The organism is Pseudomonas sp. TE3911 (genome assembly GCF_054062775.1).
The window spans coordinates 6,234,396-6,255,365 of sequence record NZ_JBSSFP010000001.1 but is presented as its reverse complement, the minus strand read 5'-3'; the positions used below and the strand labels follow the sequence as shown (position 1 = coordinate 6,255,365).

Annotated in this window: 22 protein-coding genes and 1 pseudogene; 12 read left to right on the top strand and 11 right to left on the bottom strand. The window is 60.8% G+C overall.

Translation table 11 applies throughout. The features are described from left to right. The first annotated feature begins 45 nt into the window (after positions 1–45). The 12 genes from ACVWXD_RS28575 (at position 46) to ACVWXD_RS28520 (ending at position 12,711) form a co-directional block, all read left to right on the top strand. Entirely contained in the window at positions 46–1,440 is a 1,395-nt protein-coding gene (locus ACVWXD_RS28575; RefSeq protein WP_099603283.1) for an ethanolamine ammonia-lyase subunit EutB, read from the top strand. Continuing rightward, positions 1,437–2,270 carry an ethanolamine ammonia-lyase subunit EutC gene (gene eutC, locus ACVWXD_RS28570; RefSeq protein WP_032884577.1) on the top strand — a complete coding sequence of 278 codons (834 nt, stop codon included), beginning with the start codon at positions 1,437–1,439 and terminating at the stop codon, positions 2,268–2,270. The genes ACVWXD_RS28575 and eutC overlap by 4 nt, the downstream gene beginning before the upstream one ends. Positions 2,271–2,361: 91 nt before the next feature. After that, the gene (locus ACVWXD_RS28565) at positions 2,362–2,820 is read left to right on the top strand and encodes a GNAT family N-acetyltransferase (RefSeq protein ID WP_032884576.1); all 459 of its coding nucleotides are present in this window, start codon (positions 2,362–2,364) and stop codon (positions 2,818–2,820) included. A 300-nt stretch (positions 2,821–3,120) separates the two neighbouring features. Then, the gene (locus ACVWXD_RS28560) at positions 3,121–3,777 is read left to right on the top strand and encodes a DedA family protein (protein WP_122752993.1); all 657 of its coding nucleotides are present in this window, start codon (positions 3,121–3,123) and stop codon (positions 3,775–3,777) included. Between the two features lie 6 nt (positions 3,778–3,783). Continuing rightward, complete coding sequence (locus ACVWXD_RS28555) at positions 3,784–4,599, top strand: M90 family metallopeptidase (RefSeq protein WP_032884574.1); 816 nt, start codon at positions 3,784–3,786, stop codon at positions 4,597–4,599. Between the two features lie 108 nt (positions 4,600–4,707). Then, positions 4,708–5,235 carry an inorganic diphosphatase gene (ppa, locus tag ACVWXD_RS28550; protein ID WP_003176323.1) on the top strand — a complete coding sequence of 176 codons (528 nt, stop codon included), beginning with the start codon at positions 4,708–4,710 and terminating at the stop codon, positions 5,233–5,235. Between the two features lie 211 nt (positions 5,236–5,446). Further along, the gene (locus tag ACVWXD_RS28545) at positions 5,447–6,223 is read left to right on the top strand and encodes a LexA family transcriptional regulator (RefSeq protein ID WP_457371552.1); all 777 of its coding nucleotides are present in this window, start codon (positions 5,447–5,449) and stop codon (positions 6,221–6,223) included. Between the two features lie 422 nt (positions 6,224–6,645). Beyond that, complete coding sequence (gene ycaC / locus ACVWXD_RS28540; RefSeq protein WP_027605204.1) at positions 6,646–7,278, top strand: isochorismate family cysteine hydrolase YcaC; 633 nt, start codon at positions 6,646–6,648, stop codon at positions 7,276–7,278. A gap of 265 nt (positions 7,279–7,543) precedes the next feature. Continuing rightward, complete coding sequence (locus ACVWXD_RS28535; RefSeq protein ID WP_003176346.1) at positions 7,544–7,786, top strand: exodeoxyribonuclease VII small subunit; 243 nt, start codon at positions 7,544–7,546, stop codon at positions 7,784–7,786. After that, positions 7,783–8,670, top strand: coding sequence for a (2E,6E)-farnesyl diphosphate synthase (gene ispA, locus ACVWXD_RS28530; protein ID WP_032884572.1), 888 nt, complete (start codon positions 7,783–7,785; stop codon positions 8,668–8,670). The genes ACVWXD_RS28535 and ispA overlap by 4 nt, the downstream gene beginning before the upstream one ends. A 111-nt stretch (positions 8,671–8,781) precedes the next feature. Then, positions 8,782–10,680 (top strand): 1-deoxy-D-xylulose-5-phosphate synthase, encoded by a 1,899-nt coding sequence (gene dxs, locus ACVWXD_RS28525; RefSeq protein ID WP_095186196.1) that lies wholly within the window; start codon positions 8,782–8,784, stop codon positions 10,678–10,680. Between the two features lie 141 nt (positions 10,681–10,821). Next, on the top strand, positions 10,822–12,711 hold the full coding sequence (locus ACVWXD_RS28520; protein WP_457371551.1) for a TonB-dependent receptor domain-containing protein: 1,890 nt from the start codon (positions 10,822–10,824) through the stop codon (positions 12,709–12,711). Positions 12,712–12,730: 19 nt separating this feature from the next. Here ACVWXD_RS28520 and ACVWXD_RS28515 read toward each other — a convergent pair whose 3' ends face one another. The 11 genes and pseudogenes from ACVWXD_RS28515 to nrdR all read right to left on the bottom strand — a co-directional run bounded on the left by ACVWXD_RS28515 (position 12,731) and on the right by nrdR (position 20,937). Beyond that, the gene (locus tag ACVWXD_RS28515) at positions 12,731–13,519 is read right to left on the bottom strand and encodes a cobalamin-binding protein (RefSeq protein WP_181640279.1); all 789 of its coding nucleotides are present in this window, start codon (positions 13,517–13,519) and stop codon (positions 12,731–12,733) included. Next, on the bottom strand, positions 13,516–13,932 hold the full coding sequence (locus ACVWXD_RS28510; RefSeq protein ID WP_095186193.1) for a nuclear FMR1 interacting 1 family protein: 417 nt from the start codon (positions 13,930–13,932) through the stop codon (positions 13,516–13,518). Before ACVWXD_RS28510 ends, ACVWXD_RS28515 begins: the two co-directional genes overlap by 4 nt. Further along, positions 13,929–14,546: a GTP cyclohydrolase II gene (gene ribA, locus ACVWXD_RS28505; RefSeq protein WP_032884567.1), complete on the bottom strand. Its 618-nt coding sequence runs from the start codon at positions 14,544–14,546 to the stop codon at positions 13,929–13,931. The genes ACVWXD_RS28510 and ribA overlap by 4 nt, the downstream gene beginning before the upstream one ends. A gap of 128 nt (positions 14,547–14,674) precedes the next feature. Next, a complete protein-coding gene (locus ACVWXD_RS28500) occupies positions 14,675–15,403 on the bottom strand; it encodes a substrate-binding periplasmic protein (RefSeq protein ID WP_260367999.1) in 729 nt (242 codons plus the stop codon). A 66-nt stretch (positions 15,404–15,469) separates the two neighbouring features. Further along, positions 15,470–16,435, bottom strand: coding sequence for a thiamine-phosphate kinase (gene thiL, locus ACVWXD_RS28495; RefSeq protein ID WP_032884565.1), 966 nt, complete (start codon positions 16,433–16,435; stop codon positions 15,470–15,472). 18 nt (positions 16,436–16,453) lie between these two features. Continuing rightward, positions 16,454–16,955, bottom strand: a pseudogene (gene nusB / locus ACVWXD_RS28490) (transcription antitermination factor NusB). Next, entirely contained in the window at positions 16,952–17,428 is a 477-nt protein-coding gene (gene ribH / locus ACVWXD_RS28485) for a 6,7-dimethyl-8-ribityllumazine synthase (RefSeq protein WP_003176356.1), read from the bottom strand. The pseudogene nusB and the gene ribH overlap by 4 nt, the downstream one beginning before the upstream one ends. Before the next feature lie 88 nt (positions 17,429–17,516). Beyond that, positions 17,517–18,608 carry a bifunctional 3,4-dihydroxy-2-butanone-4-phosphate synthase/GTP cyclohydrolase II gene (gene ribBA, locus ACVWXD_RS28480; protein WP_457371550.1) on the bottom strand — a complete coding sequence of 364 codons (1,092 nt, stop codon included), beginning with the start codon at positions 18,606–18,608 and terminating at the stop codon, positions 17,517–17,519. A 15-nt stretch (positions 18,609–18,623) separates the two neighbouring features. Next, positions 18,624–19,286, bottom strand: coding sequence for a riboflavin synthase (locus ACVWXD_RS28475; RefSeq protein ID WP_032884562.1), 663 nt, complete (start codon positions 19,284–19,286; stop codon positions 18,624–18,626). A gap of 47 nt (positions 19,287–19,333) precedes the next feature. After that, positions 19,334–20,470: a bifunctional diaminohydroxyphosphoribosylaminopyrimidine deaminase/5-amino-6-(5-phosphoribosylamino)uracil reductase RibD gene (gene ribD, locus ACVWXD_RS28470; protein ID WP_122681787.1), complete on the bottom strand. Its 1,137-nt coding sequence runs from the start codon at positions 20,468–20,470 to the stop codon at positions 19,334–19,336. Further along, positions 20,467–20,937, bottom strand: coding sequence for a transcriptional regulator NrdR (nrdR, locus tag ACVWXD_RS28465; RefSeq protein WP_160385008.1), 471 nt, complete (start codon positions 20,935–20,937; stop codon positions 20,467–20,469). Before nrdR ends, ribD begins: the two co-directional genes overlap by 4 nt. Positions 20,938–20,970 lie beyond the last annotated feature (33 nt).

The following is a 20,970-nucleotide window of genomic DNA, read 5'->3' as shown; positions in this document are numbered from 1 at the left end:
AAACCTCGACGCGGGCTGCTGCCCGCGTCGTCAAGGAGACACTGTATGGCAAGCTTTTCCCACGCGGTGGGTGCACAAACCTACCGCTTCGACAGCCTCAAGGACGTGATGGCCAAGGCCAGTCCCGCGCGCTCCGGAGACTTTCTCGCCGGCGTCGCCGCGCAGAACGACGGTGAGCGAGTGGCGGCGCAAATGGCGCTGGCAAATATCCCGTTGAAACACTTCCTCGAAGAAGCGCTGATCCCCTATGAAAGCGATGAAGTCACCCGACTGATCATCGACACCCACGACAAGCAGGCTTTCGCCGTTGTCAGTCACCTGACCGTCGGTGGCCTGCGCGACTGGCTGCTCAGCGACGCTGCCGATGAACATTCCCTACGCGCCTTGGCGCCGGGTCTGACACCGGAAATGGCTGCTGCCGTGTCCAAGATCATGCGCGTGCAGGACTTGGTACTCGTGGCGCAGAAGATCCGCGTCGTCACCCAGTTTCGCGGCACCATGGGCCTGCGCGGGCGCCTGTCGACCCGCCTGCAACCCAACCACCCGACCGACGAGCCGGCGGGCATCGCTGCGAGCATTCTCGACGGCCTGTTGTACGGTAACGGCGACGCCATGATCGGCATCAACCCGGCCACCGACAGCATCGCCTCGATCTGCGCGATGCTGGAGATGCTCGACGCCATTATCCAGCGCTACGAAATCCCCACCCAGGCCTGTGTGCTGACCCACGTCACCACCTCCATCGAAGCCATCAACCGCGGCGTGCCGCTGGATCTGGTGTTCCAGTCGATTGCCGGCACCGAGGCGGCCAACGCCAGTTTCGGCATCAACCTGAATGTGCTGCAGGAAGGCTACGACGCGGGCTTGAGCTTGAACCGGGGCACTCTGGGCCAAAACCTGATGTATTTCGAAACCGGCCAGGGCAGCGCCTTGTCGGCCAATGCGCATTTTGGCGTTGACCAGCAAACCTGCGAAACCCGCGCCTATGCCGTGGCACGGCATTTCAAACCGTTTCTGGTAAACACGGTGGTCGGGTTTATCGGCCCCGAGTACCTGTACAACGGCAAGCAGATCATCCGTGCCGGCCTGGAAGACCACTTCTGCGGCAAATTGCTGGGTGTACCGATGGGTTGCGACATCTGTTACACCAACCACGCCGAAGCCGACCAGGACGACATGGACACCCTGCTGACCCTGCTGGGCGTGGCCGGGATCAACTTCATCATGGGTATCCCCGGCTCCGACGACATCATGCTCAACTACCAGACCACCTCGTTCCACGACGCCTTGTACGCTCGCCAGACGTTGGGTTTAAAGCCGGCACCGGAGTTTGAACAGTGGCTGGCAAAAATGGGCATTTTTACGCAAGCCGACGGCAAGGTGCGCTTCGGCAACAGCCTGCCACCGGCGTTTCGCCACGCCCTGGCGCAATTGGGATGAAGGAGCCGCCTGTGCAACTCGACCTGCCTGAAAACCCGTGGTTGGAACTGCGGCGCCTGACCCCGGCGCGTATTGCCTTGGGCCGTACCGGTACCAGCATTCCTACCAACGCCCAGCTTGATTTCCAATTTGCCCACGCCCAGGCGCGGGACGCGGTGCATCTGCCTTTCGACCATGCTGGCCTTAGCAGTCAACTGGCCGAACGTGGGCGTGACAGCCTGTTGCTGCACAGCGCCGCAACCGACCGGCATAGCTACTTGCAACGTCCGGATTTGGGGCGGCGCTTGAGCGACGAATCGGCACAGAGCCTGCGGGATTACGCAGCAGCGCATCCCGGCGGCGTGGACCTGGCGGTCGTGGTGGCTGATGGTCTGTCGGCGCTGGCAGTGCATAAACATACGTTGCCGTTTCTTACGCGCATGGAAGAACAAACCCACGCCGAAGGGTGGTCCTTGTCGCCGGTGATCCTGGTGGAACAGGGGCGCGTGGCGGTGGCCGACGAAATCGGGCAACTGCTCGGCGCCAAAATGGTGGTGATCCTCATCGGCGAACGGCCGGGGCTCAGTTCGCCGGACAGTCTGGGGCTGTATTTCACATACAACCCTAAGATCGGACTCACCGATGCCTATCGCAATTGCATCTCCAACGTGCGCTTGGAAGGCTTGAGTTACGGGATGGCGGCCCATCGTTTGCTGTATTTGATGAAAGAGGCGTGTCGCCGGCAGCTCTCGGGGGTAAACCTCAAGGATGAGGCGCAGCTGCAGACCATCGAGTCCGACGACCCGAACCTGATGAAAGGTAATTTCCTGCTCAGCCCACCGCAGGACTGATCCCGGCACGATTGCGCTTTTTGGCGTCTTTAGGCAGCATCAATTCACGGCCGCACGTGTGGTCATACCCATTTGGAAGTTGAGGCCTGGCATGCGGATTACTCAAGCGACCCTGGAACACCTGGACCTGTTGACCCCGCTGTTCGTCAAATACCGCGAGTTTTATGGGGCCCTGCCGTTCCCGGACTCATCGCGGGCTTTTTTGGAAAAGCGCCTTCGCCGCAAGGAGTCGGTGATTTACCTGGCCTTGGCCGATGATGACGACAAGAAGTTGCTTGGTTTTTGTCAGTTGTATCCGAGCTTTTCGTCGCTTTCGCTCAAGCGGGTGTGGATCCTCAATGACATCTACGTAGCCGAAGACGCGCGTCGGCAGCTGGTGGCGGATAACCTGATGCGCACCGCGAAAAAGATGGCCAAAGAGACGCACGCAGTGCGGCTGCGGGTGTCGACCAGCAGTGACAACCAAGTGGCGCAGAAGACGTACGAGTCAATCGGGTTTCGTGAAGACACCGAGTTCAAGAACTACACCTTGCCGATCAGCGAAGACTGACTCCCGGACACCGTGGACACCTTGTGGGAGGGGGCTTGCCCCCGATAGCGGCTTGTCAGTCAGACTATTTATAACTGACCCACCGCTTTCGCGAGCAAGCCCGCTCCCACATTGATTTCTGGCGATCTTCAGACCTCACGCCACGACATCCCCCGCTACAAAACCAACACGCTTTTCACCTCTCAATCCGTATAATGCGGACCTTTCAGGGTTGTAAGAAATGCGGCATACACTTGTAGCCTTATTACCCGAGCTTCCGCACAGGCCCGCTGAGCCGGGCCGTTCACACAGGTGCCATCCATGGATTTCAACCCGCTCGACCTTATCCTGCATCTCGACGTCTACCTCGACCTGCTGGTAACCAATTACGGTCCGTGGATCTACGCCATTCTGTTTCTGGTCATCTTTTGCGAAACCGGTCTGGTGGTCATGCCGTTCCTGCCAGGCGACTCCTTGCTGTTTATCGCCGGAGCCATCGCCGCAGGTGGCGGCATGGACCCGGTATTGCTGGGCGGCCTGTTGATGTTGGCGGCAATCCTCGGCGACAGCACCAACTACGTAATCGGACGAACAGCTGGAGAACGCCTGTTCAGTAACCCGAACTCGAAGATTTTCCGCCGCGACTATCTGCAAAAAACCCACGATTTCTACGACAAGCACGGCGGCAAAACCGTGACCCTGGCGCGCTTCCTGCCGATTCTGCGCACCTTTGCGCCGTTCGTGGCCGGCATCGCGAGAATGCCCTACCCACGGTTCTTCGGATTCAGCGTGCTGGGCACTATCCTCTGGGTCGGCGGCCTGGTGACCCTGGGCTACTTCTTCGGCAACGTGCCCTTTATCAAGAAAAACCTGTCGCTGCTGGTGGTGTTCATCATCCTGCTGTCCCTGGTGCCGATGATCATTGGTGTGTTCCGCAGCCGTTTTGGCCGCACTTCCTCCGAAGCCAAGCCGCAGTAACCTGCGATGTGGTCCCTCAGCGCCTGGCGTCGCCGGCGCCTGCTGGCCAAGCACCCGATTGCCGATGAAACCTGGCAACGGGTGCGCCACCACCTGACCTTCCTCGACGGTATCAGCGCCGAGCAGGACCAGTGGTTGCGCGAAGCCTGCGTGGTGTTTCTCGCCGAAAAACACCTCACCGCCCTGCCGGGCGTCGAACTGCACCAGGAACAACGCCTGCTGCTCGCCGCTCAGGCGCAATTGCCACTGATGAACCTCGGCGACCTCGACTGGTATCAGGGCTTCCACGAAATCGTGTTGTACCCCGACGACTTCCTGAGCCCCCAGCGCCATCGAGACAGCAGCGGTATCGAACACGAGTGGGACGGCGAACACAGCGGTGAAGCCTGGCAGCAAGGCCCGGTGATCCTCGCCTGGCCGGGCGTACTCGCCAGCGGCCAGTGGGAGGGCTACAACCTGGTGATCCACGAACTGGCCCACAAACTCGACATGCTCAACGGCGACGCCAACGGCCTCCCGCCGCTGCACCACGACATGCGCGTGCAGGAGTGGGCCAGCGTGATGCAAAGCGCTTATGACGATCTCAATCGCCAGTTGGACGCCAACCCGGACGCCGACACCGAGATCGACCCCTACGCCGCAGAAAACCCGGCGGAATTCTTCGCAGTCACCAGCGAATATTTTTTCAGCGCCCCGGATTTACTGGTCCGCACTTATCCACAGGTGTATGCCCAACTCAGTCGCTTTTATCGCCAAGACCCCTTGGCCCGCCTGACCCATCTGCAAGCCCACGACCCGCGTTATCAGCCACAAGACGAATGACCGTACGACGTCTGGCGCATGGCATCGCCGTCAGAATATGCCTATAATCGCCGCCACTTTTAGGCCAATCCGGCCATGTCATATGGCCAACTACGGGGGCAACGCCCAATGAGCTACAGCAAGATTCCGGCTGGCAAAGACCTGCCGAACGACATCTACGTCGCCATCGAGATTCCGGCCAACCACGCGCCGATCAAATACGAAATCGACAAAGACAGCGACTGCCTGTTCGTTGACCGTTTCATGGCCACCCCGATGTTCTATCCGGCCAACTACGGTTTCATCCCGAACACCCTGGCTGACGACGGTGATCCCCTCGACGTGCTGGTCGTAACGCCTTACCCGGTCACCCCTGGTTCGGTCATCCGCGCACGTCCGGTCGGCATCCTGAACATGACCGACGACGGCGGCGGCGATGCCAAAGTTATCGCAGTCCCACACGACAAGCTGTCCCAGCTGTATGTGGACGTGAAGGAATACACCGACCTGCCACCACTGCTGCTGGAACAGATCAAGCACTTCTTCGAGAACTACAAAGACCTCGAAAAAGGCAAGTGGGTGAAGATCGACGGTTGGGGCAACGCAGACGCCGCCCGCGCCGAGATCATGAAGTCGGTTGCAGCCTACAAAGGCTGATACCCGCTCTTCATTGCCCCGGCAATTAAAAAGCCCCGATTATTCGGGGCTTTTTTGTGGGAAAACTAAACAACAAGTTCAAAAATTAGTACACGCCGTTCAACTAAGCGATACAACTGAAAGATCAAGCCACAACTAAGCAAAAACCTACAGGCGCAATTCAACGCATGGTTTATTTGATTGGTTTTCTTGGCCAGTAAACTCTGCGTTTATGAATACATCAGGTGATCGTTTAAAAGTGCTATTGCAGGAAGTTCATCTTTCCGCATCCGACTTCGCCAAAAACCGTGGTGTCACGCCTCAACACGTGAACAACTGGTTCAAACGCGGTGTACCCATGGGCCGACTCAACGAGTTTGCAGAACTTCTCTGCGTCTCCAGCCGTTGGCTGCGCACCGGCGAAGGCCCCAAACACCCACCGGCCAACTTCCTGCTGGAAGGCCCAGACGCCCGGAAAGGACTGCCCAGCACCCGAGAAGGAGGCGGAAAGTACCTCACAGGCCCAACCTGCCCTCCGGAACCACTCGACGTGGAGATTCCCCTCCACCCCACATTCACCTCGACCGAGCGCATCCGCGTCTCCCTGCATACTCTCGAAACCCTTACCGTCAACCCTGACCGCGCGGTAGGCGCCTACATGGTCGACAACAGCATGATCGACATCATCCAACAGGGCGCCACCCTCGCCATCGACAAAGGCCGCACCCAAATCATTGATGGCGAAATCTACGCCGTCGAACACGACGGCATGCTGCGCATCAAATATCTCTACAACCGTCCAGGGGGAGGGTTGCGCATGCGAAGCCACAACGCCAGCGAACACCCGGACGAATACCTCAACCATGAAGAACGCTTCGAGCAGAACTTCAAAATCGTCGGCTGGATATTCTGGTGGTCCACCCTCAACAACCGCCGCCCGCCCGTTCCGCTGGATGAGCGCCTATTAGGCTGGGAAGGCTCTAAATCGGAACCGGAGGTGGGCATTTAAGGTGAATGTGGGTATCATGCGCCGCACATTTGGCAGGGGGTGGCTTAAGGCTAACCACCCTGCTCGGCGAAGCGGAGGAGTTCCCGCGGATGCCCCTACTATTCAGCCCGACGCAATGTGGGCTGAGCGATTTGAAGGCTGGTGAGGTTTGTCAAAAACAAGCTGAGGCAGTCCCCGAGAAGCCGGCCACAAGCCGGCTTTTTAATGCCTCTAATAATCTCCCCCCCTGCAAATCAAGCCAACGTGCACCCATCCTCTTTGCCTCCGCTCGCTCCCAACCCCATGCCCAGCCTCCATCCTTTGTCCCTTTTTAGTTGACAGTAAGACTCCCCTCGCCCGATTTATCCTCCAATCACGACCCATTAATCTGTGCCCATGTTGAACGCAACGCCAAACCCACTTAAACAAAAAAGGATTCAACCATGAGCACTCCGACCTACAACCGCTTGAACAAAGACGACGCCGTAGTCCTGCTGGTCGACCACCAGACCGGCTTGATTTCCTTGGTGCAAGACTTCTCGCCCAACGAGTTCAAGAACAACGTGCTGGCACTGGCCGACCTGGCCAAATTTTTCAACCTGCCGACCATCCTCACCACCAGCTTTGAGCAAGGCCCCAACGGCCCTCTGGTGCCTGAGTTGAAGGAGATGTTCCCGGACGCGCCGTACATCGCTCGTCCTGGCCAGATCAATGCGTGGGACAACGAAGACTTCGTCAAGGCGATCAAGGCTACCGGCCGTAAGCAGATCATCATTGCCGGCGTAGTAACGGATGTGTGCGTAGCGTTCCCGACCTTGTCGGCGTTGGCAGAAGGGTTTGAGGTGTTTGTGGTGACCGATGCATCCGGCACGTTCAATACCACCGTGCAACAAGCGGCATGGAGCCGGATGACGCAAGCCGGTGCACAGTTGATGAACTGGTTCTCGGTGGCGTGTGAGCTGCATCGCGACTGGCGCAACGATATCGAAGGCCTGGGCAATCTGTTGTCCCAGCGTATTCCCAACTATCGCAACTTGATGAATGGTTATGCGGCGCTGACAGCCCATCAGAAATAAGTCAGCCGAAATTCCCGATAAGCCTGCCTTGAAAAGCAGGCTTTCGGTGTTCACCTGAGCGTAACCCGCCAGTTCACGCTCAACTTGCTCGGGGCTTGGCAACTGTTTTGCAACTGCCGGCAACGTCCCCATCCCGCGTGTTGCGGGACCACCTGTGTTCAATCGACTGTGCGATTTACCACCTCGTAATTCCCACCACTCATTTGCCCCACTCCCCCATGTCTGCTAGTGTCCCGCCGGTTTACCGTCTACCGGAATAGCCGCCATGGCCCGCAAAAAAGTTGCACTCGATTTCGAACAATCCCTCGCCGACCTGCAAACCCTGGTCGAGCGTCTGGAGAATGGCGAGTTGTCGCTGGAGGACTCGCTGACGGCGTTTGAGCAAGGCATCGGCCTGACTCGCGACTGCCAGAGCGCGCTGGCGCAGGCGGAGCAGAAGGTGCAGGTGTTGCTGGAGCGTGACGGGGAGTTGGCCGAAGAACCTTTCGATGCGGAACAGCCGGAATGATCGACGCGTATCAGGCCAGTAGCCAAGCCCGGGTGAATGCGGCGCTGGAGCCCTTGTTTGTTGCGCCCAGCCCAGAAATGAACCGTCTCTATGCAGCCATGCGCTATAGCGTGATGAATGGCGGCAAGCGTGTGCGCCCGTTGCTGGCGTATGCGGCGTGTGAAGCCCTCGGTGCGCCTGCCGAGCAGGCCAACGGCGCGGCGTGTGCGGTGGAGCTGATCCACGCTTATTCCCTGGTACACGACGATTTGCCGGCAATGGACGACGACGATCTGCGTCGCGGCCAGCCAACCACTCACAAAGCCTTTGATGAAGCCTATGCGATTCTGGCCGGTGACGGCCTTCAAAGTCTGGCGTTCAGCGCATTGCTGGACCCGGGCTTGAGCAGCGTCAACGCCGAGACTCGCCTGCGCATGGTCACCGCCCTCGCCCACGCTGCGGGCCCGGCCGGTATGGTCGGTGGGCAGGCGATCGACATGGGTTCGGTCAGTCTCAAGCTGGATCAAAAAGCTCTGGAACATATGCATCGCCACAAGACCGGCGCGCTCATCGAGGCTGCCGTTCACCTCGGTGCCCTGGCCAGTGGCCGTGCCGAAGCTGCGCAGTTGGCGGCCTTGCAGACGTATTCCCGCGCCATCGGCCTGGCTTTCCAAGTGCAGGACGACATTCTCGACGTGGAAAGTGACACGGCCACCTTGGGCAAGCGCCAAGGTGCCGATATCGCACGGGACAAACCGACTTATCCTGCGCTGCTTGGTCTCGACGCTGCCAAGGCATATGCCCTGGAACTGCGCGACCAGGCCCTGGACGCCCTGCGACCTTTCGACGCGGCAGCCGCGCCACTGCGTGACCTGGCGCGGTATATCGTCGAACGCCGCCACTGATAACAGCGGCCATTGCAGCCGCATATCGGCCAAGTTCGGCGCTCTGCGTGGGCAGTTTGCGATGCTTGAGGTAAACTGCCGCCTCTTCTTATACCTATAACGATTCGCCTGATGCCCACGACGTTTCAAGAGATTCCCCGCAAGCGCCCGTCCACGCCCCTGCTCGACCGTGCTGTCACGCCGGACGGCCTGCGTCGTCTGGGTGAAGCCGAGCTGGAAACCCTGGCCGATGAACTGCGCCTGGAATTGCTCTACACGGTCGGTCAGACCGGTGGGCATTTTGGTGCAGGCCTGGGCGTCATCGAGCTGACCATCGCGTTGCATTACGTGTTCGATACCCCGGACGACCGGCTGGTGTGGGACGTGGGCCATCAGGCGTATCCGCATAAAATCCTCACCGGCCGACGCGAGCGCATGAGTACCCTGCGCCAAAAGGACGGTGTTGCCGCCTTCCCGCGCCGCGCCGAGAGCGAGTACGACACCTTTGGCGTCGGTCACTCCAGCACCTCTATCAGTGCAGCGCTGGGCATGGCGATTGCCGCCCGCCTGCAAAACAGTGATCGCAAGGCGATTGCCGTGATCGGTGATGGCGCGTTGACCGCCGGCATGGCCTTCGAAGCGCTGAACCATGCGCCTGAAGTGAACGCCAACATGTTGGTGATCCTCAATGACAACGACATGTCGATCTCTCGCAATGTCGGTGGCCTGTCCAATTACCTGGCAAAAATCCTCTCCAGCCGTACCTACGCCAGCATGCGCGAAGGCAGCAAGAAGGTGCTCTCGCGTCTGCCCGGCGCGTGGGAAATTGCCCGACGCACCGAAGAATATGCCAAGGGCATGCTTGTCCCCGGCACCCTGTTCGAAGAGCTGGGCTGGAACTACATCGGCCCAATTGACGGCCACGACCTGCCCACTCTGATCGCCACGCTGCGTAACATGCGCGACCTCAAAGGCCCGCAGTTCCTGCATATCGTCACCAAGAAAGGTAAAGGCTTCGCCCCGGCGGAAGTCGACCCGATTGGTTACCACGCGATCACCAAGCTGGAACCTGTGGACGCCCCAGCCGCTGCGCCGAAAAAGGCCAGCGGGCCGAAGTATTCCGGTGTGTTTGGCGAATGGCTGTGCGACATGGCCGCTGCCGACTCGCGCCTGGTGGGCATTACCCCGGCGATGAAGGAAGGCTCCGACCTGGTCGCGTTCAGCGAGCGTTTCCCGCTGCGCTATTTCGACGTGGCGATTGCCGAGCAGCACGCGGTGACTTTCGCCGCCGGTATGGCCTGTGAAGGCGCCAAGCCAGTAGTAGCGATTTACTCCACGTTCCTGCAACGCGGTTATGACCAGCTCATTCACGATGTGGCGGTGCAGAACCTTGACGTGCTGTTCGCCATCGACCGCGCGGGTCTTGTAGGCGAAGACGGCCCAACTCACGCCGGCAGCTTCGACCTGTCGTACCTGCGTTGCATCCCCGGCATGCTGGTAATGACGCCGAGCGACGAGAACGAACTGCGCAAGATGCTCAGCACTGGCCACCTGTATAACGGCCCGGCCGCCGTGCGTTACCCGCGTGGTAATGGCCCGAATGCAGTGATCGAAAAAGATCTGGAGCCGATCGAGATCGGCAAAGGCATCGTGCGTCGCCAGGGCAGCCAGGTCGCGTTCCTGGTGTTCGGCGTGCAATTGGCCGAAGCACTGAAAGTCGCCGAAAAGATCGACGCGACCGTGGTCGATATGCGCTTCGTCAAACCGCTGGATGAAGCCTTGGTACGCGAGATCGCCGGTAGCCATGAGTTGCTGGTGACCGTTGAAGAGAACGCCATCATGGGCGGCGCCGGCGCGGCAGTCAGTGAGTTCCTGGCACGGGAGAATATCCTCAAGTCGGTGCTGCACCTGGGCTTGCCGGATGTGTACGTCGAGCACGCCAAGCCAGCGCAGATGCTGGCGGAGTGCGGCTTGGACGAAGCAGGGATCGAGGCTTCGGTGCGCGCACGAATGGCGCTGCTGGACCTGTAGAAACCGGATCAACATGTGGGAGGGGGCTTGCCCCCGATAGCGGCAGTTCAGTCAACAACTATGCTGACTGACAGGCCGCCATCGGGGGCAAGCGCCCTCCCACATTTGATTTGTGTCACCTTCAAAAGCTGTGAACAGTCTATGAATCGCCTGTACCTTACCCTGCTGCTACTGCCCTCCCCTGAATTGCTCGCCGAAACCCGCGACGAGGCCCTGAAGCTCCCCGAAGTGGTTATCAGCGCAAACCGTCAGGTCCAGGCGCGCAACGACAGCAGCGCCGCCAACTCCGTCTTCACCCGCGATGACATCGATCGCCTGCAACCCACCAGCCTCACTGACCTGCTCAGCCGAGTGCCCGGCGCGCAAGTCGCGCGAACCGGCGGGCGCGGCAGTTTGCCGGGGATCTACCTGCGCGGCACTAAATCCGCCCAGAGCCTGGTGCTGGTGGACGGCCAGCGCATCGCCAACACCACGTCCGGCGACAGCGGCCTGCAATACCTGAATATCGACCAGATTGAGCGCGTGGAAGTCCTGCGCGGCTCGCGCTCGGTGATCTACGGCAGCGATGCCATCGGCGGTGTGATCCAAGTGTTTACCCGGCGCAACGCCGAGCAAGGCCTGCAACCGCGCGTGAAACTGGGTTTTGGCAGCAATAACACTTGGGAGCGCAGCCTCGGTCTCTCGGGTGGCGATGAACACACGCGCTTCAACCTCGGGGCGAGCCTGGATGAAACTGCCGGGATCAATTCGACCCACGAATCCTTCCCCAGCGACGGCGACCATGATGCCTATCGCAACCAATCGGTGAGCCTGAACCTCAGCCATTCGTTCAGCGATGCGCTGGAGGTGGGTTTCAACCTGCTGGATAACCGTGGCAAGTCGGAGTACGACAACAGCTTCGGCCGCTACGACATCGTCACCAAGCAGACTGTTGGGCAAAAACCCTACACCGACTACGCCGTGAGCAGCGCCAGCGGTTATATCGACGCCACGTTCAGTGAGCGCTGGCAATCGCGCGTGGAACTGGGCCACAGCGAGAACCGTGACACCAAACGCGACACCCTCAGTGATTATTTCAGCGCATTCAACACCTACCGCGACTCCGTCAACTGGCAGAACGACCTGACCCTGGATGAACAGAACAGCCTGATCTTGGGCGGTGATTGGTACGAAGACCGCTTCCACGGCTCCACCACTTTCACCGAAAACAGCCGCTGGAACCGCGCCGCCTTTGTGCAGCACCGTTTCCGCAGCGAACGGTTCTCCACAGAGCTGGGTTTGCGCCACGACGAGAACCAGCAGTTTGGCGGCCAGAACAGCTGGAGCGGTACGCTCACCGTGCCGGTCAATCCCGACAATGACCTGTTACTGAGTTACAGCGAAGGATTCCGTGCGCCGAGCTTCAACGACCTGTATTACCCGCAAACGCAATACAGCAACCCCAACCTGCAGCCCGAAACCTCGAAAAGCTACGAACTGCAATGGCGCAGCCAACTGAGTGACAGCACGCGCCTGGAAGCCTCGGTGTACCGCACCGACCTGAGCAATGCGATCATCCTCGACCGTACCGACAAACCGCAGAATGTGGCATCGGCGCGCATCGATGGCTTTGAAGCGGCGCTGAAACAGGAACTGTTCGGCTGGCAGGGCAACCTCGGTGTTTCGATCATCGACCCGCGCGACCGGGACAGCGGCCACACCTTGGCCCGTCGTGCACGCCGCACATTGAGCCTGGATATGGATCGGCAATTCGATCAGGTGGGCGTGGGCGCCAGTTGGCAGGCCATCAGCAATAGCTACGACAATGAAGACAACACGCAGCGCCTGGGCGGCTACGGATTGCTCGGGTTGCGCAGCAGTTGGGCGGTTAGCCGAGAAGTAGCGCTGTCGCTGAAGGTTGATAACGTGCTGGATAAATCCTATTCGCGGGCACGTTATAGCTACAACGATCCGGCATTTCTGAACAATCAGGATTACCGTGAAGAGGGCCGGGCGTGGATGCTTGGTGTGACCTGGACACCTGAAATCTGATTGTCGCCTGGTACTGGCTTCATCGGCTCGGGGCAATTACCTGACACAGCCGCGCCAGCGCTTCCAGCATCTGCCCGCTGGGCCGTTCCAGGCCTTTGTCCGGAACCAACTGTACCCGCGCCGCCATGCTTGGCCAGTCCTTCCAGGCGTCCTTCTGAGCCTGATCGCCCACCAGAATCATTTCGGGATTACGTTGCAACACCGACTCGATGCTGACCTGCGGTGCGGGTAGCTTCAGGTCGTCAAACACGTTGCGCGCACCGCACACGCTCAGCGCGTCGCTGATGATCTGGCCACCGCCCACGGTGTACAGCGGCTGGTTCCACACCTGATAGAACACCCGCAACGGTTCGACACGTTGATAACGCTGGCGCAGCCCGGCCAAGCGCTCGCGCAGTTGCGCGGCCAATTGCCGGCCGGCGTCGGCACGGCCTAATTGCTCGGCTATGGCCTGGACTTGGGTGGTCAACTGTTCGAGGCTATGAGGTTCGGCGACGTACACCGGAATATTCAGGCGTTGCAGCTGCTCGCGCTGGGCCGGGCCAACACTGCCGGGCCACAGCAGAATCAGGTCGGGATTGAGGCTGAGCAGGCGCTCCATGTCTAACTGGCCGTAATGCCCCACCGATGGCACCTTCACCAACTCGGCCGGCCGTTCGCCGCCATCAAGCACGCCTACCAGCAGATCGGCAGCACCCAGTTCGACCACGATTTCAGACAGGGATGGCGCCAGGCTCACCACCCGCTCGGCGGCCAAGGCCTGTGCACTCAGTGTCAGCAGCAGAAGCGCCAGCCAGCGGTGCATCATCCGAGTTGACGGGGAATGCGGTAGAGGTAAAACAGCACCATCGTCGACAGCGCCAGCAGGAACAGCGGCACCGCTTCCAGGCCAACGAACACCGCCAGCGCGCCCACCCACGCGGGAATCGCCGCCACCAGCAAAGCCGTGCGCCGGCGGGCCGCGAGGGTGATCCAGGCAGCCGGTTCTTCGGGAGTATCGAGAGCTTTTGAGGTGGCGATCAGCGCGTGTTTATAGCCGTGGAAGTAACGCAGGCTTAGGAACATCGAGGCCACGCCAGCGATGAAGAACGGCATCGCCAGCACGGGTAGCAGCGCTACCTGGCCAAACACCAGGTTGAGCACGAACAACGGAAGCAGCGCCAAGGCCAGGTACTGCCACCAGTTGAAGGACAGTCGCCGCTTTACCTGGCCACGGGTCACGCGCGGTCGACCTCGCCCTGATGCTCGTTGCCCATCATATGGTCGAGCTTGCTGGCTTTGGTCGCCAGATAGAGCTTGTTGTGGGGGTTTTGCCCGGTATGCAGCGGCACACGCTCGGCCACGGTGATGCCCATCTCGGTCAAGGCTTTGACCTTGCGCGGGTTGTTGGTCATCAGACGCAGGGATTTCACGCCCAGGTGCTCAAGCATTGGCAGGCAGATCGCGTAGTCACGCTGGTCTGCAGCGAAGCCCAGGCGCTCGTTGGCCTCAACGGTATCAGCGCCGCCGTCTTGCAGCTCGTAGGCGCGGATTTTGTTCAGCAGGCCAATACCGCGGCCTTCCTGGCGCAGATACAGCAGCACGCCACGGCCTTCACGGGCGATGGCGCGCATGGCCGCCTCCAGTTGCGAGCCGCAGTCACAGCGCTGGCTGAACAACGCATCGCCGGTCAGGCACTCGGAATGCACACGACCCAGTACTGGCGCGCCATCCGCGATATCGCCGAGGCTGAGCACAACGTGCTCACGCCCGGTGGCTTCTTCGAGAAAGCCGTTCATGGTGAACGTGGCAAAAGGGGTAGGCAACTTGGAAGCGGCGACGAAAACGACGGGCACCGTGTGCTCCTGATTTCAGATTTTACAGAGGCGGGCATTGTAACAGCAGGTTCCTGCACACGCTTAAGCTGAATGATCGCTGATAAAGATCAATCGGTTCGATTGGCCTTCATCTCGGTTCTATGCAGTTAGAAGGGATACGGCAGGTTCCAGCGCTGGAAGATCGGCTTCAGCACGCCGCTTTTGACCAGCACGGCCATGCGCTGATCGTACACGGTGCGTAACGAACGGCCGCGCTCGGTATCGGCAAAGCCAACGTATAGCGGCAGGTCGATGATGTGGGTAAGCCTGAACGTGGAAGGGTCTCGCGCCTGTCTGAGGACGTATTGCGTTTCGCTGAGGGCATCGATGTAGAAATCGGCCCGACCATGCTGGAGCATCGGTAAAATCCCATCGCGCCGCTGGATCTGGTTGAAACGTCGCACATTGGGCAAGTACGCCTCGTACCGATAGCCGCGTACCCAGGCCAGGCGGTATTCACCCAGCGTTGCGACGCTCGGAGTCGGGGAGGTTGCCAGCCCAAGGGCGTAGATAGCGTCGGAGTCCAACTTCCAGTGCGGGTAAAGGACGCCCGTGACCTCGTCACGGTAAGAGCCGACCCAACCATCTACCTCACCGCGCTGGGCCAGGCCCACCGAGCGGGTATAGGGCTCGATGCGGGTTTGCAGAGTGATCCCGACCGGCTCGAAGACCTGCCGCAGCACATCCCAGGCCAGACCGCTGCCGTCCGCATTGGTGTAGCCGTCCCAAGCCTCACTGGCAAGCATGATCTTGCCTGGTACAACAGACTCATCCTGCGCCAGGACCCACGCCGGAATGACACACAGCAGTGTCAGCAGCCAGTGGCGCACATCCATGGGTACGACCTCCTGCAATGCCTTGCTTGTGTAATGACGTAGTAGAGGGTAGCGCAGCACGCCGACTCAGGGCGTCTCGCGAAAGTGCTGATAACCCCGGATGGCCGGAGTGATGTCCTGCCCGTTGGCGTCGAGGAGCGTCACACCCTGCCCCGCCTGGACACGGCCAATAACGTGCACCGGCCAACCCGCGGCCAGCAGCGGTGCCAACTCGACGGACGGCAAGGTAAAGGCCAGCACGTAGTCGTCGCCACCGCTCAATGCAGCCACCCGCGCCTGGTCATCACCGACAAACGCCAGCAAGGCGCTGGACAGCGGAAGCTTCTGACGCTCGATCAACAGGCTGACGGCCGACGCCTTGGCGATATGCCCGCAATCGGCCAACAGCCCGTCGGAGATATCCATCGCAGCCGTCGCCTTGCCCCGCAGCGCCAGCCCTAAAGCCAACTGCGGCTGCGGTGACCAGTAATGGGCCAGCAGAGGATCAGCGATGGCCGCATCGGCGTTGCGCTGGCCCAGCACGAGTGGCAAGGCGCCAGCGGCATTGCCCAACTCACCGCCCACGCACAGCAGGTCCCCCGGCTGCGCACCGCTGCGCGTCAACGCCTGGCCCGCTGGCACACGGCCGAACACCGTCAGGGTCAAACTGAGCGGCCCCCGCGTGGTGTCGCCGCCCACCAAGCCCACGCCGCAGCTTAGCGCCATGGCGTTCAAACCCTGGGCATAGCGTTGCAACCAGTCGGCATCGACGGTGGGCGTAGTGAGTGCAAGGGTAAACGCGAGGGGGTTGGCGCCCATGGCAGCCAGATCGCTCACCGCCACCGCCAGCGAACGCTGGCCGAGCAGGAACGGATCGCAAGGGTCGGCAAAGTGCACGCCGGCCACTAAGGTATCGGTGGAGATTGCCAGTTGCTCCCCGGCAGGGAGCGCCAGCAGGGCGCAGTCGTCGCCGATCCCCAAGGCAATGCCCTCGCCGCCCTGCGCACAGGGCGCGGCGGCAAAGTACTTGTGGATCAGCTCAAACTCGCCCATCGAGAACTCAAGCGCAACTTAGCGCTTGTGTTCCTTCACTTCGGCTTCACGCAGGCGCGGAGCCAGCTTGTCGAGCACGCCGTTGACGAACTTGTGACCGTCGGTCGAACCGTAGACTTTCGCCAGCTCGATACCTTCGTTGATCACCACGCGGTACGGCACGTCGACGCGCTTGAGCAGTTCCCAGGTCGACAGGCGCAGTACGGCCAGTTCAACCGGGTCCAGCTCTTCAAGGGTCAGGTCCAGGCACGGCGTCAATGCAGCGTCGATCTCGGTCAGGTTGGCCGGAACGCCGTGCAGGATGTCGTGGAAATAGCTCTGGTCGGCAAAGGTGAAGTCGTTGTCGACGCGAAATTGCGCTTCGATTTCGTTCAGCGAAGTACCGGCCATATGGCGCTGGTACAACGCCTGGGTGGCGAGCTGACGGGCAGCACGGCGCTTTTCGCTCTTTCGAAGGTTTGCCGGCGTCCGCTGGACGCTCGTCGCGCGGGTTGAAACGATCGCTCTCGTCGGAAATCACTTGGCCTCCAACTGCGACAGCAGGCTGACCATTTCCAGGGCGGACAGAGCAGCTTCAGCGCCTTTGTTGCCGGCCTTGGTGCCGGAACGCTCGATGGCTTGTTCGATGGAATCAACGGTCAGTACGCCGAAAGCGACTGGCACGCCGAACTCCATGGACACCTGGGCCAGGCCCTTGGTGCATTCGCCGGCCACGTATTCGAAGTGCGGGGTACCGCCACGAATCACAGCGCCCAGGGCGATGATTGCTGCGTATTCACCCTGCTGAGCAACTTTTTGCGCAACCAGTGGAATTTCGAAGGCGCCAGGGGCACGGATAATCGTGATATCGCTTTCGCTCACACCGTGGCGAACCAGGGCATCCACGGCACCGCTTACCAGGCTTTCAACCACGAAGCTGTTGAAGCGGCCAACCACCAGGGCATAGCGGCCTTTGGGGGCGATGAAGGTACCTTCGATGGTCTTCAGGGTCATTCGACAAATCTCTTAAAGAGCCGGGACGCGAAAAGTGCGTCCCTCAGTGATGATTTAACCGCGAACAAGGGGCAAAAGACGCCAGCCTTTATTCGGAGGGCACGTATTCTACAACTTCCAGATCGAATCCGGATATCGCATTAAATTTCATCGGTGCGCTCATGAGGCGCATTTTGCGCACACCGAGGTCACGCAGGATCTGCGAACCGGCACCGACGATGCTGTAGGTGGTCGGTGTTTTCACCTGAGTCTGCTCGGCGGTCTCGCGGATATGGGCAAGCAATACATCGCCGTCCACCGGGTTACCCAGCAGCAGCACCACACCGCTGCCCGCATCGGACACCGCAGCCATCGCGGCGCGCAGGCTCCAACGGCCCGGTTGCTTGACCATCAACAGGTCGCGCAGCGGGTCCATGTTGTGCACACGCACCAGGGTCGGTTCGTCTGCGCTGATGGTGCCCAGGGTCAGGGCCATGTGCACATCGCCCTCCACTGAATCACGGTAGGTCACCAAATTGAATTGGCCCAGTTCGCTGTCCAGTGGCTGCTCGGCAATCCGCTGAACGGTACGTTCGTGGATCATCCGGTAGTGAATCAAGTCGGCAATGGTGCCTATCTTGATGTTGTGCTCGGCGGCAAATGCTTCGAGTTCGGCGCGACGAGCCATGGTGCCGTCGTCGTTCATCACTTCGCAGATCACACCGCTCGGCTCGAAACCGGCCATGCGCGCCAGGTCGCAGGCTGCTTCTGTGTGGCCGGCACGGGCCAGGGTGCCACCCGGTTGGGCCATCAGCGGGAAGATGTGGCCTGGGCTGACGATGTCTTCGGCCTTGGCGTCTTTGGCGGCAGCGGCTTGAACGGTACGGGCGCGGTCAGCGGCGGAAATGCCGGTGGTCACGCCTGTGGTCGCTTCAATCGACACGGTGAACTTGGTACCAAAACCCGAGCCGTTACGCGGCGCCATCAACGGCAGCTTGAGCAGCTCGCAGCGCTCGCGGCTCATGGGCATGCAGATCAGCCCGCGAGCGTGCTTGGCCATGAAGTTGATGTGCTCAGGCTTGCAGGCCTCGGCGGCCATGATGATGTCGCCTTCGTTTTCACGGTCTTCGTCATCCATCAGGATGACCATCTTGCCTTGGCGGATGTCTTCAACCAGTTCTTCGATGTTATTGAGCGCCACGCGGCACCCCCTTGGTCAGGATTTCAGGTAGCCGTTAGCGGCCAAAAAACTCTCAGTGATGTTCCCAGTTGCAGGCTCTGCGGCCTTATCGCCCATCAGCAGGCGCTCCAGGTAACGGGCAAGCAAGTCGACTTCCAGGTTCACCCGGCGACCAGGCTGGTACGACGCCATGATGGTTTCGCTCAGGGTGTGGGGAATGATGGTCAGTTCAAATTCGGCGCCATTCACGGCGTTCACGGTCAGGCTGGTGCCGTCGACAGTGATCGAACCTTTGTGGGCAATGTATTTGGCCAGCTCTTTGGGCGCGCGGATGCGGAATTCCACGGCACGGGCATTTTCGCTGCGGGCAACGACTTCGCCGACACCGTCGACGTGGCCGCTGACCAGGTGACCACCGAGACGGGTGGTGGGCGTCAGGGCTTTTTCGAGGTTGACCGGGCTGCCAGCCTTGAGGTCATTCATCGCGGTGCAGTCCAGGGTTTCCCGGCTGACGTCGGCGGCAAAGCCATTGCCCGGCAGTTCGATGACAGTCAGGCACACGCCGCTGACGGCGATGCTGTCGCCCAGCTTGACGTCGCCGAGGTCGAGCTTGCCGGTTTCAACCAGCAGGCGCACGTCGCCGCCCTTGGGGGTCATGGCGCGAATGCTGCCGATGGATTCGATAATGCCGGTGAACATGGCCTTCTCCTGGAAAACGGGGCGGGCACTTGAGCGCCCGGTCAGAATTATACGCTCGCTGCTGGCACAGGGATGGCAGTGACTCGCCAGTCGTCGCCTACAGCGCGCATTTCAGTGATCTTGAGTTGGGGGGCGTCGGCCAGTTTCTCAAGCGGCCAGTCCAGCAAAGGCCGGGCAGCGGAGCCGAGGAACTTGCCGGCGACGAAAATCACGTATTCGTCCACCAGACCTTGCTGGGCAAACGCCCCTGCCAGGCTTGGGCCAGCTTCCACCAAGACTTCGTTGACGCCACGGGCGGCCAGCGCCACCAGCGCCGAGCGCAGGTCGACCTGGCCTTCTACGCCTGGCACCACCAGACACTCGGGGCCTCGGGGGAACTGGTTTTCCGGGGTGACACAGGTGATGACCAATGCCGGGCCCGCCTTAAAGAAGGGTGCGTTGAGCGGCACCCGCAGGCGGCCGTCGATCAACACACGCAACGGCGGGCGCGACATGGCCAGGGCGGTGGTTTCTTCATCCAGTCCCAGCTCGGCCGCGCGGACGGTAAGCCGCGCACCGTCGGCCAACACCGTGTCGGCGCCAGTCAGCACCACGCTGGCCTCGGCGCGCAGGCGCTGCACGGCGGCGCGGGCGGCGGGACCGGTGATCCATTGGCTTTCGCCGCTGGCCATCGCGGTACGACCGTCCAGACTCATCGCCATTTTGATCCGCACGAACGGCAACCCGTGTTCCATGCGTTTGAGAAAGCCTTTGTTGAGCGCCCGCGCCTCACCTTCCAGTACGCCACTGCGCACCTCGATCCCGGCCTGGGCCAAGCGCTGCATGCCGCGCCCGGCAACTTCCGGGTTAGGGTCCTGCATCGCCGCAACCACCCGCGCCAGCCCGGCGCTCACCAGCGCATCGGCGCACGGCGGGGTGTGACCATAGTGGCTGCACGGTTCGAGGGTGACGTATGCCGTGGCGCCTCGGGCCTTATCGCCGGCAGCCCGCAAGGCATGCACTTCCGCATGGGGCTCGCCCGTGCGCACATGCCAGCCTTCGCCGACAATCTGCCCATCGCGCACAATCACGCAGCCAACACGCGGATTAGGGTGGGTGGTGTACAGGCCGTTGCGCGCCAGTTCAAGGGCGCGGGCCATGTAATGGGCGTCGAGGACAGTTTGTTCAGCAGAAGGAGGAATCATGGTTTGACCGGCTCACGGGCCAGGCGGTCGATCTCTTCGCGGAACTCATTGAGGTCCTGGAAGCGTCGATACACCGAAGCGAAACGGATATAGGCGACTTCGTCGAGCTTTTGCAGCTCGCCCATCACCAACTCTCCCACCACCAGGCTCTTGACCTCGCGCTCGCCAGTCGCTCGCAGCTTGTGCTTGATATGCACCAGCGCCGCTTCCAGTCGCTCGACACTCACTGGGCGTTTTTCCAGCGCGCGCTGCATACCGGCGCGCAGTTTTTCTTCGTCGAAAGGCTGGCGGCTGCCGTCGGACTTGATCAGACGTGGCAATACCAGTTCGGCGGTTTCGAAGGTGGTGAAACGTTCACCGCAGCCAGAGGCCAGGCATTCGCGCCGGCGACGTACTTGATCGCCCTCGGCGACCAGACGCGAGTCAATGACCTTGGTGTCGTTGGCACCGCAGAAGGGACAGTGCATGGTGGCAGGCAACAAAAAAAGGGAGGGCCATGG

Excerpts from the sequence above, each read along its gene's own strand:
- ACVWXD_RS28575 (WP_099603283.1), top strand. The coding sequence starts at position 46 with ATGGCAAGCTTTTCCCACGCGGTGGGTGCACAAACCTACCGCTTCGAC.
- eutC (WP_032884577.1), top strand. The coding sequence starts at position 1,437 with ATGAAGGAGCCGCCTGTGCAACTCGACCTGCCTGAAAACCCGTGGTTG.
- ACVWXD_RS28565 (WP_032884576.1), top strand. The coding sequence starts at position 2,362 with ATGCGGATTACTCAAGCGACCCTGGAACACCTGGACCTGTTGACCCCG.
- ACVWXD_RS28560 (WP_122752993.1), top strand. The coding sequence starts at position 3,121 with ATGGATTTCAACCCGCTCGACCTTATCCTGCATCTCGACGTCTACCTC.
- ACVWXD_RS28555 (WP_032884574.1), top strand. The coding sequence starts at position 3,784 with ATGTGGTCCCTCAGCGCCTGGCGTCGCCGGCGCCTGCTGGCCAAGCAC.
- ppa (WP_003176323.1), top strand. The coding sequence starts at position 4,708 with ATGAGCTACAGCAAGATTCCGGCTGGCAAAGACCTGCCGAACGACATC.
- ACVWXD_RS28545 (WP_457371552.1), top strand. The coding sequence starts at position 5,447 with ATGAATACATCAGGTGATCGTTTAAAAGTGCTATTGCAGGAAGTTCAT.
- ycaC (WP_027605204.1), top strand. The coding sequence starts at position 6,646 with ATGAGCACTCCGACCTACAACCGCTTGAACAAAGACGACGCCGTAGTC.
- ACVWXD_RS28535 (WP_003176346.1), top strand. The coding sequence starts at position 7,544 with ATGGCCCGCAAAAAAGTTGCACTCGATTTCGAACAATCCCTCGCCGAC.
- ispA (WP_032884572.1), top strand. The coding sequence starts at position 7,783 with ATGATCGACGCGTATCAGGCCAGTAGCCAAGCCCGGGTGAATGCGGCG.
- dxs (WP_095186196.1), top strand. The coding sequence starts at position 8,782 with ATGCCCACGACGTTTCAAGAGATTCCCCGCAAGCGCCCGTCCACGCCC.
- ACVWXD_RS28520 (WP_457371551.1), top strand. The coding sequence starts at position 10,822 with ATGAATCGCCTGTACCTTACCCTGCTGCTACTGCCCTCCCCTGAATTG.
- ACVWXD_RS28515 (WP_181640279.1), bottom strand. The coding sequence starts at position 13,519 with ATGATGCACCGCTGGCTGGCGCTTCTGCTGCTGACACTGAGTGCACAG.
- ACVWXD_RS28500 (WP_260367999.1), bottom strand. The coding sequence starts at position 15,403 with ATGGATGTGCGCCACTGGCTGCTGACACTGCTGTGTGTCATTCCGGCG.
- thiL (WP_032884565.1), bottom strand. The coding sequence starts at position 16,435 with ATGGGCGAGTTTGAGCTGATCCACAAGTACTTTGCCGCCGCGCCCTGT.
- ribH (WP_003176356.1), bottom strand. The coding sequence starts at position 17,428 with ATGACCCTGAAGACCATCGAAGGTACCTTCATCGCCCCCAAAGGCCGC.
- ACVWXD_RS28475 (WP_032884562.1), bottom strand. The coding sequence starts at position 19,286 with ATGTTCACCGGCATTATCGAATCCATCGGCAGCATTCGCGCCATGACC.
- ribD (WP_122681787.1), bottom strand. The coding sequence starts at position 20,470 with ATGATTCCTCCTTCTGCTGAACAAACTGTCCTCGACGCCCATTACATG.
- nrdR (WP_160385008.1), bottom strand. The coding sequence starts at position 20,937 with ATGCACTGTCCCTTCTGCGGTGCCAACGACACCAAGGTCATTGACTCG.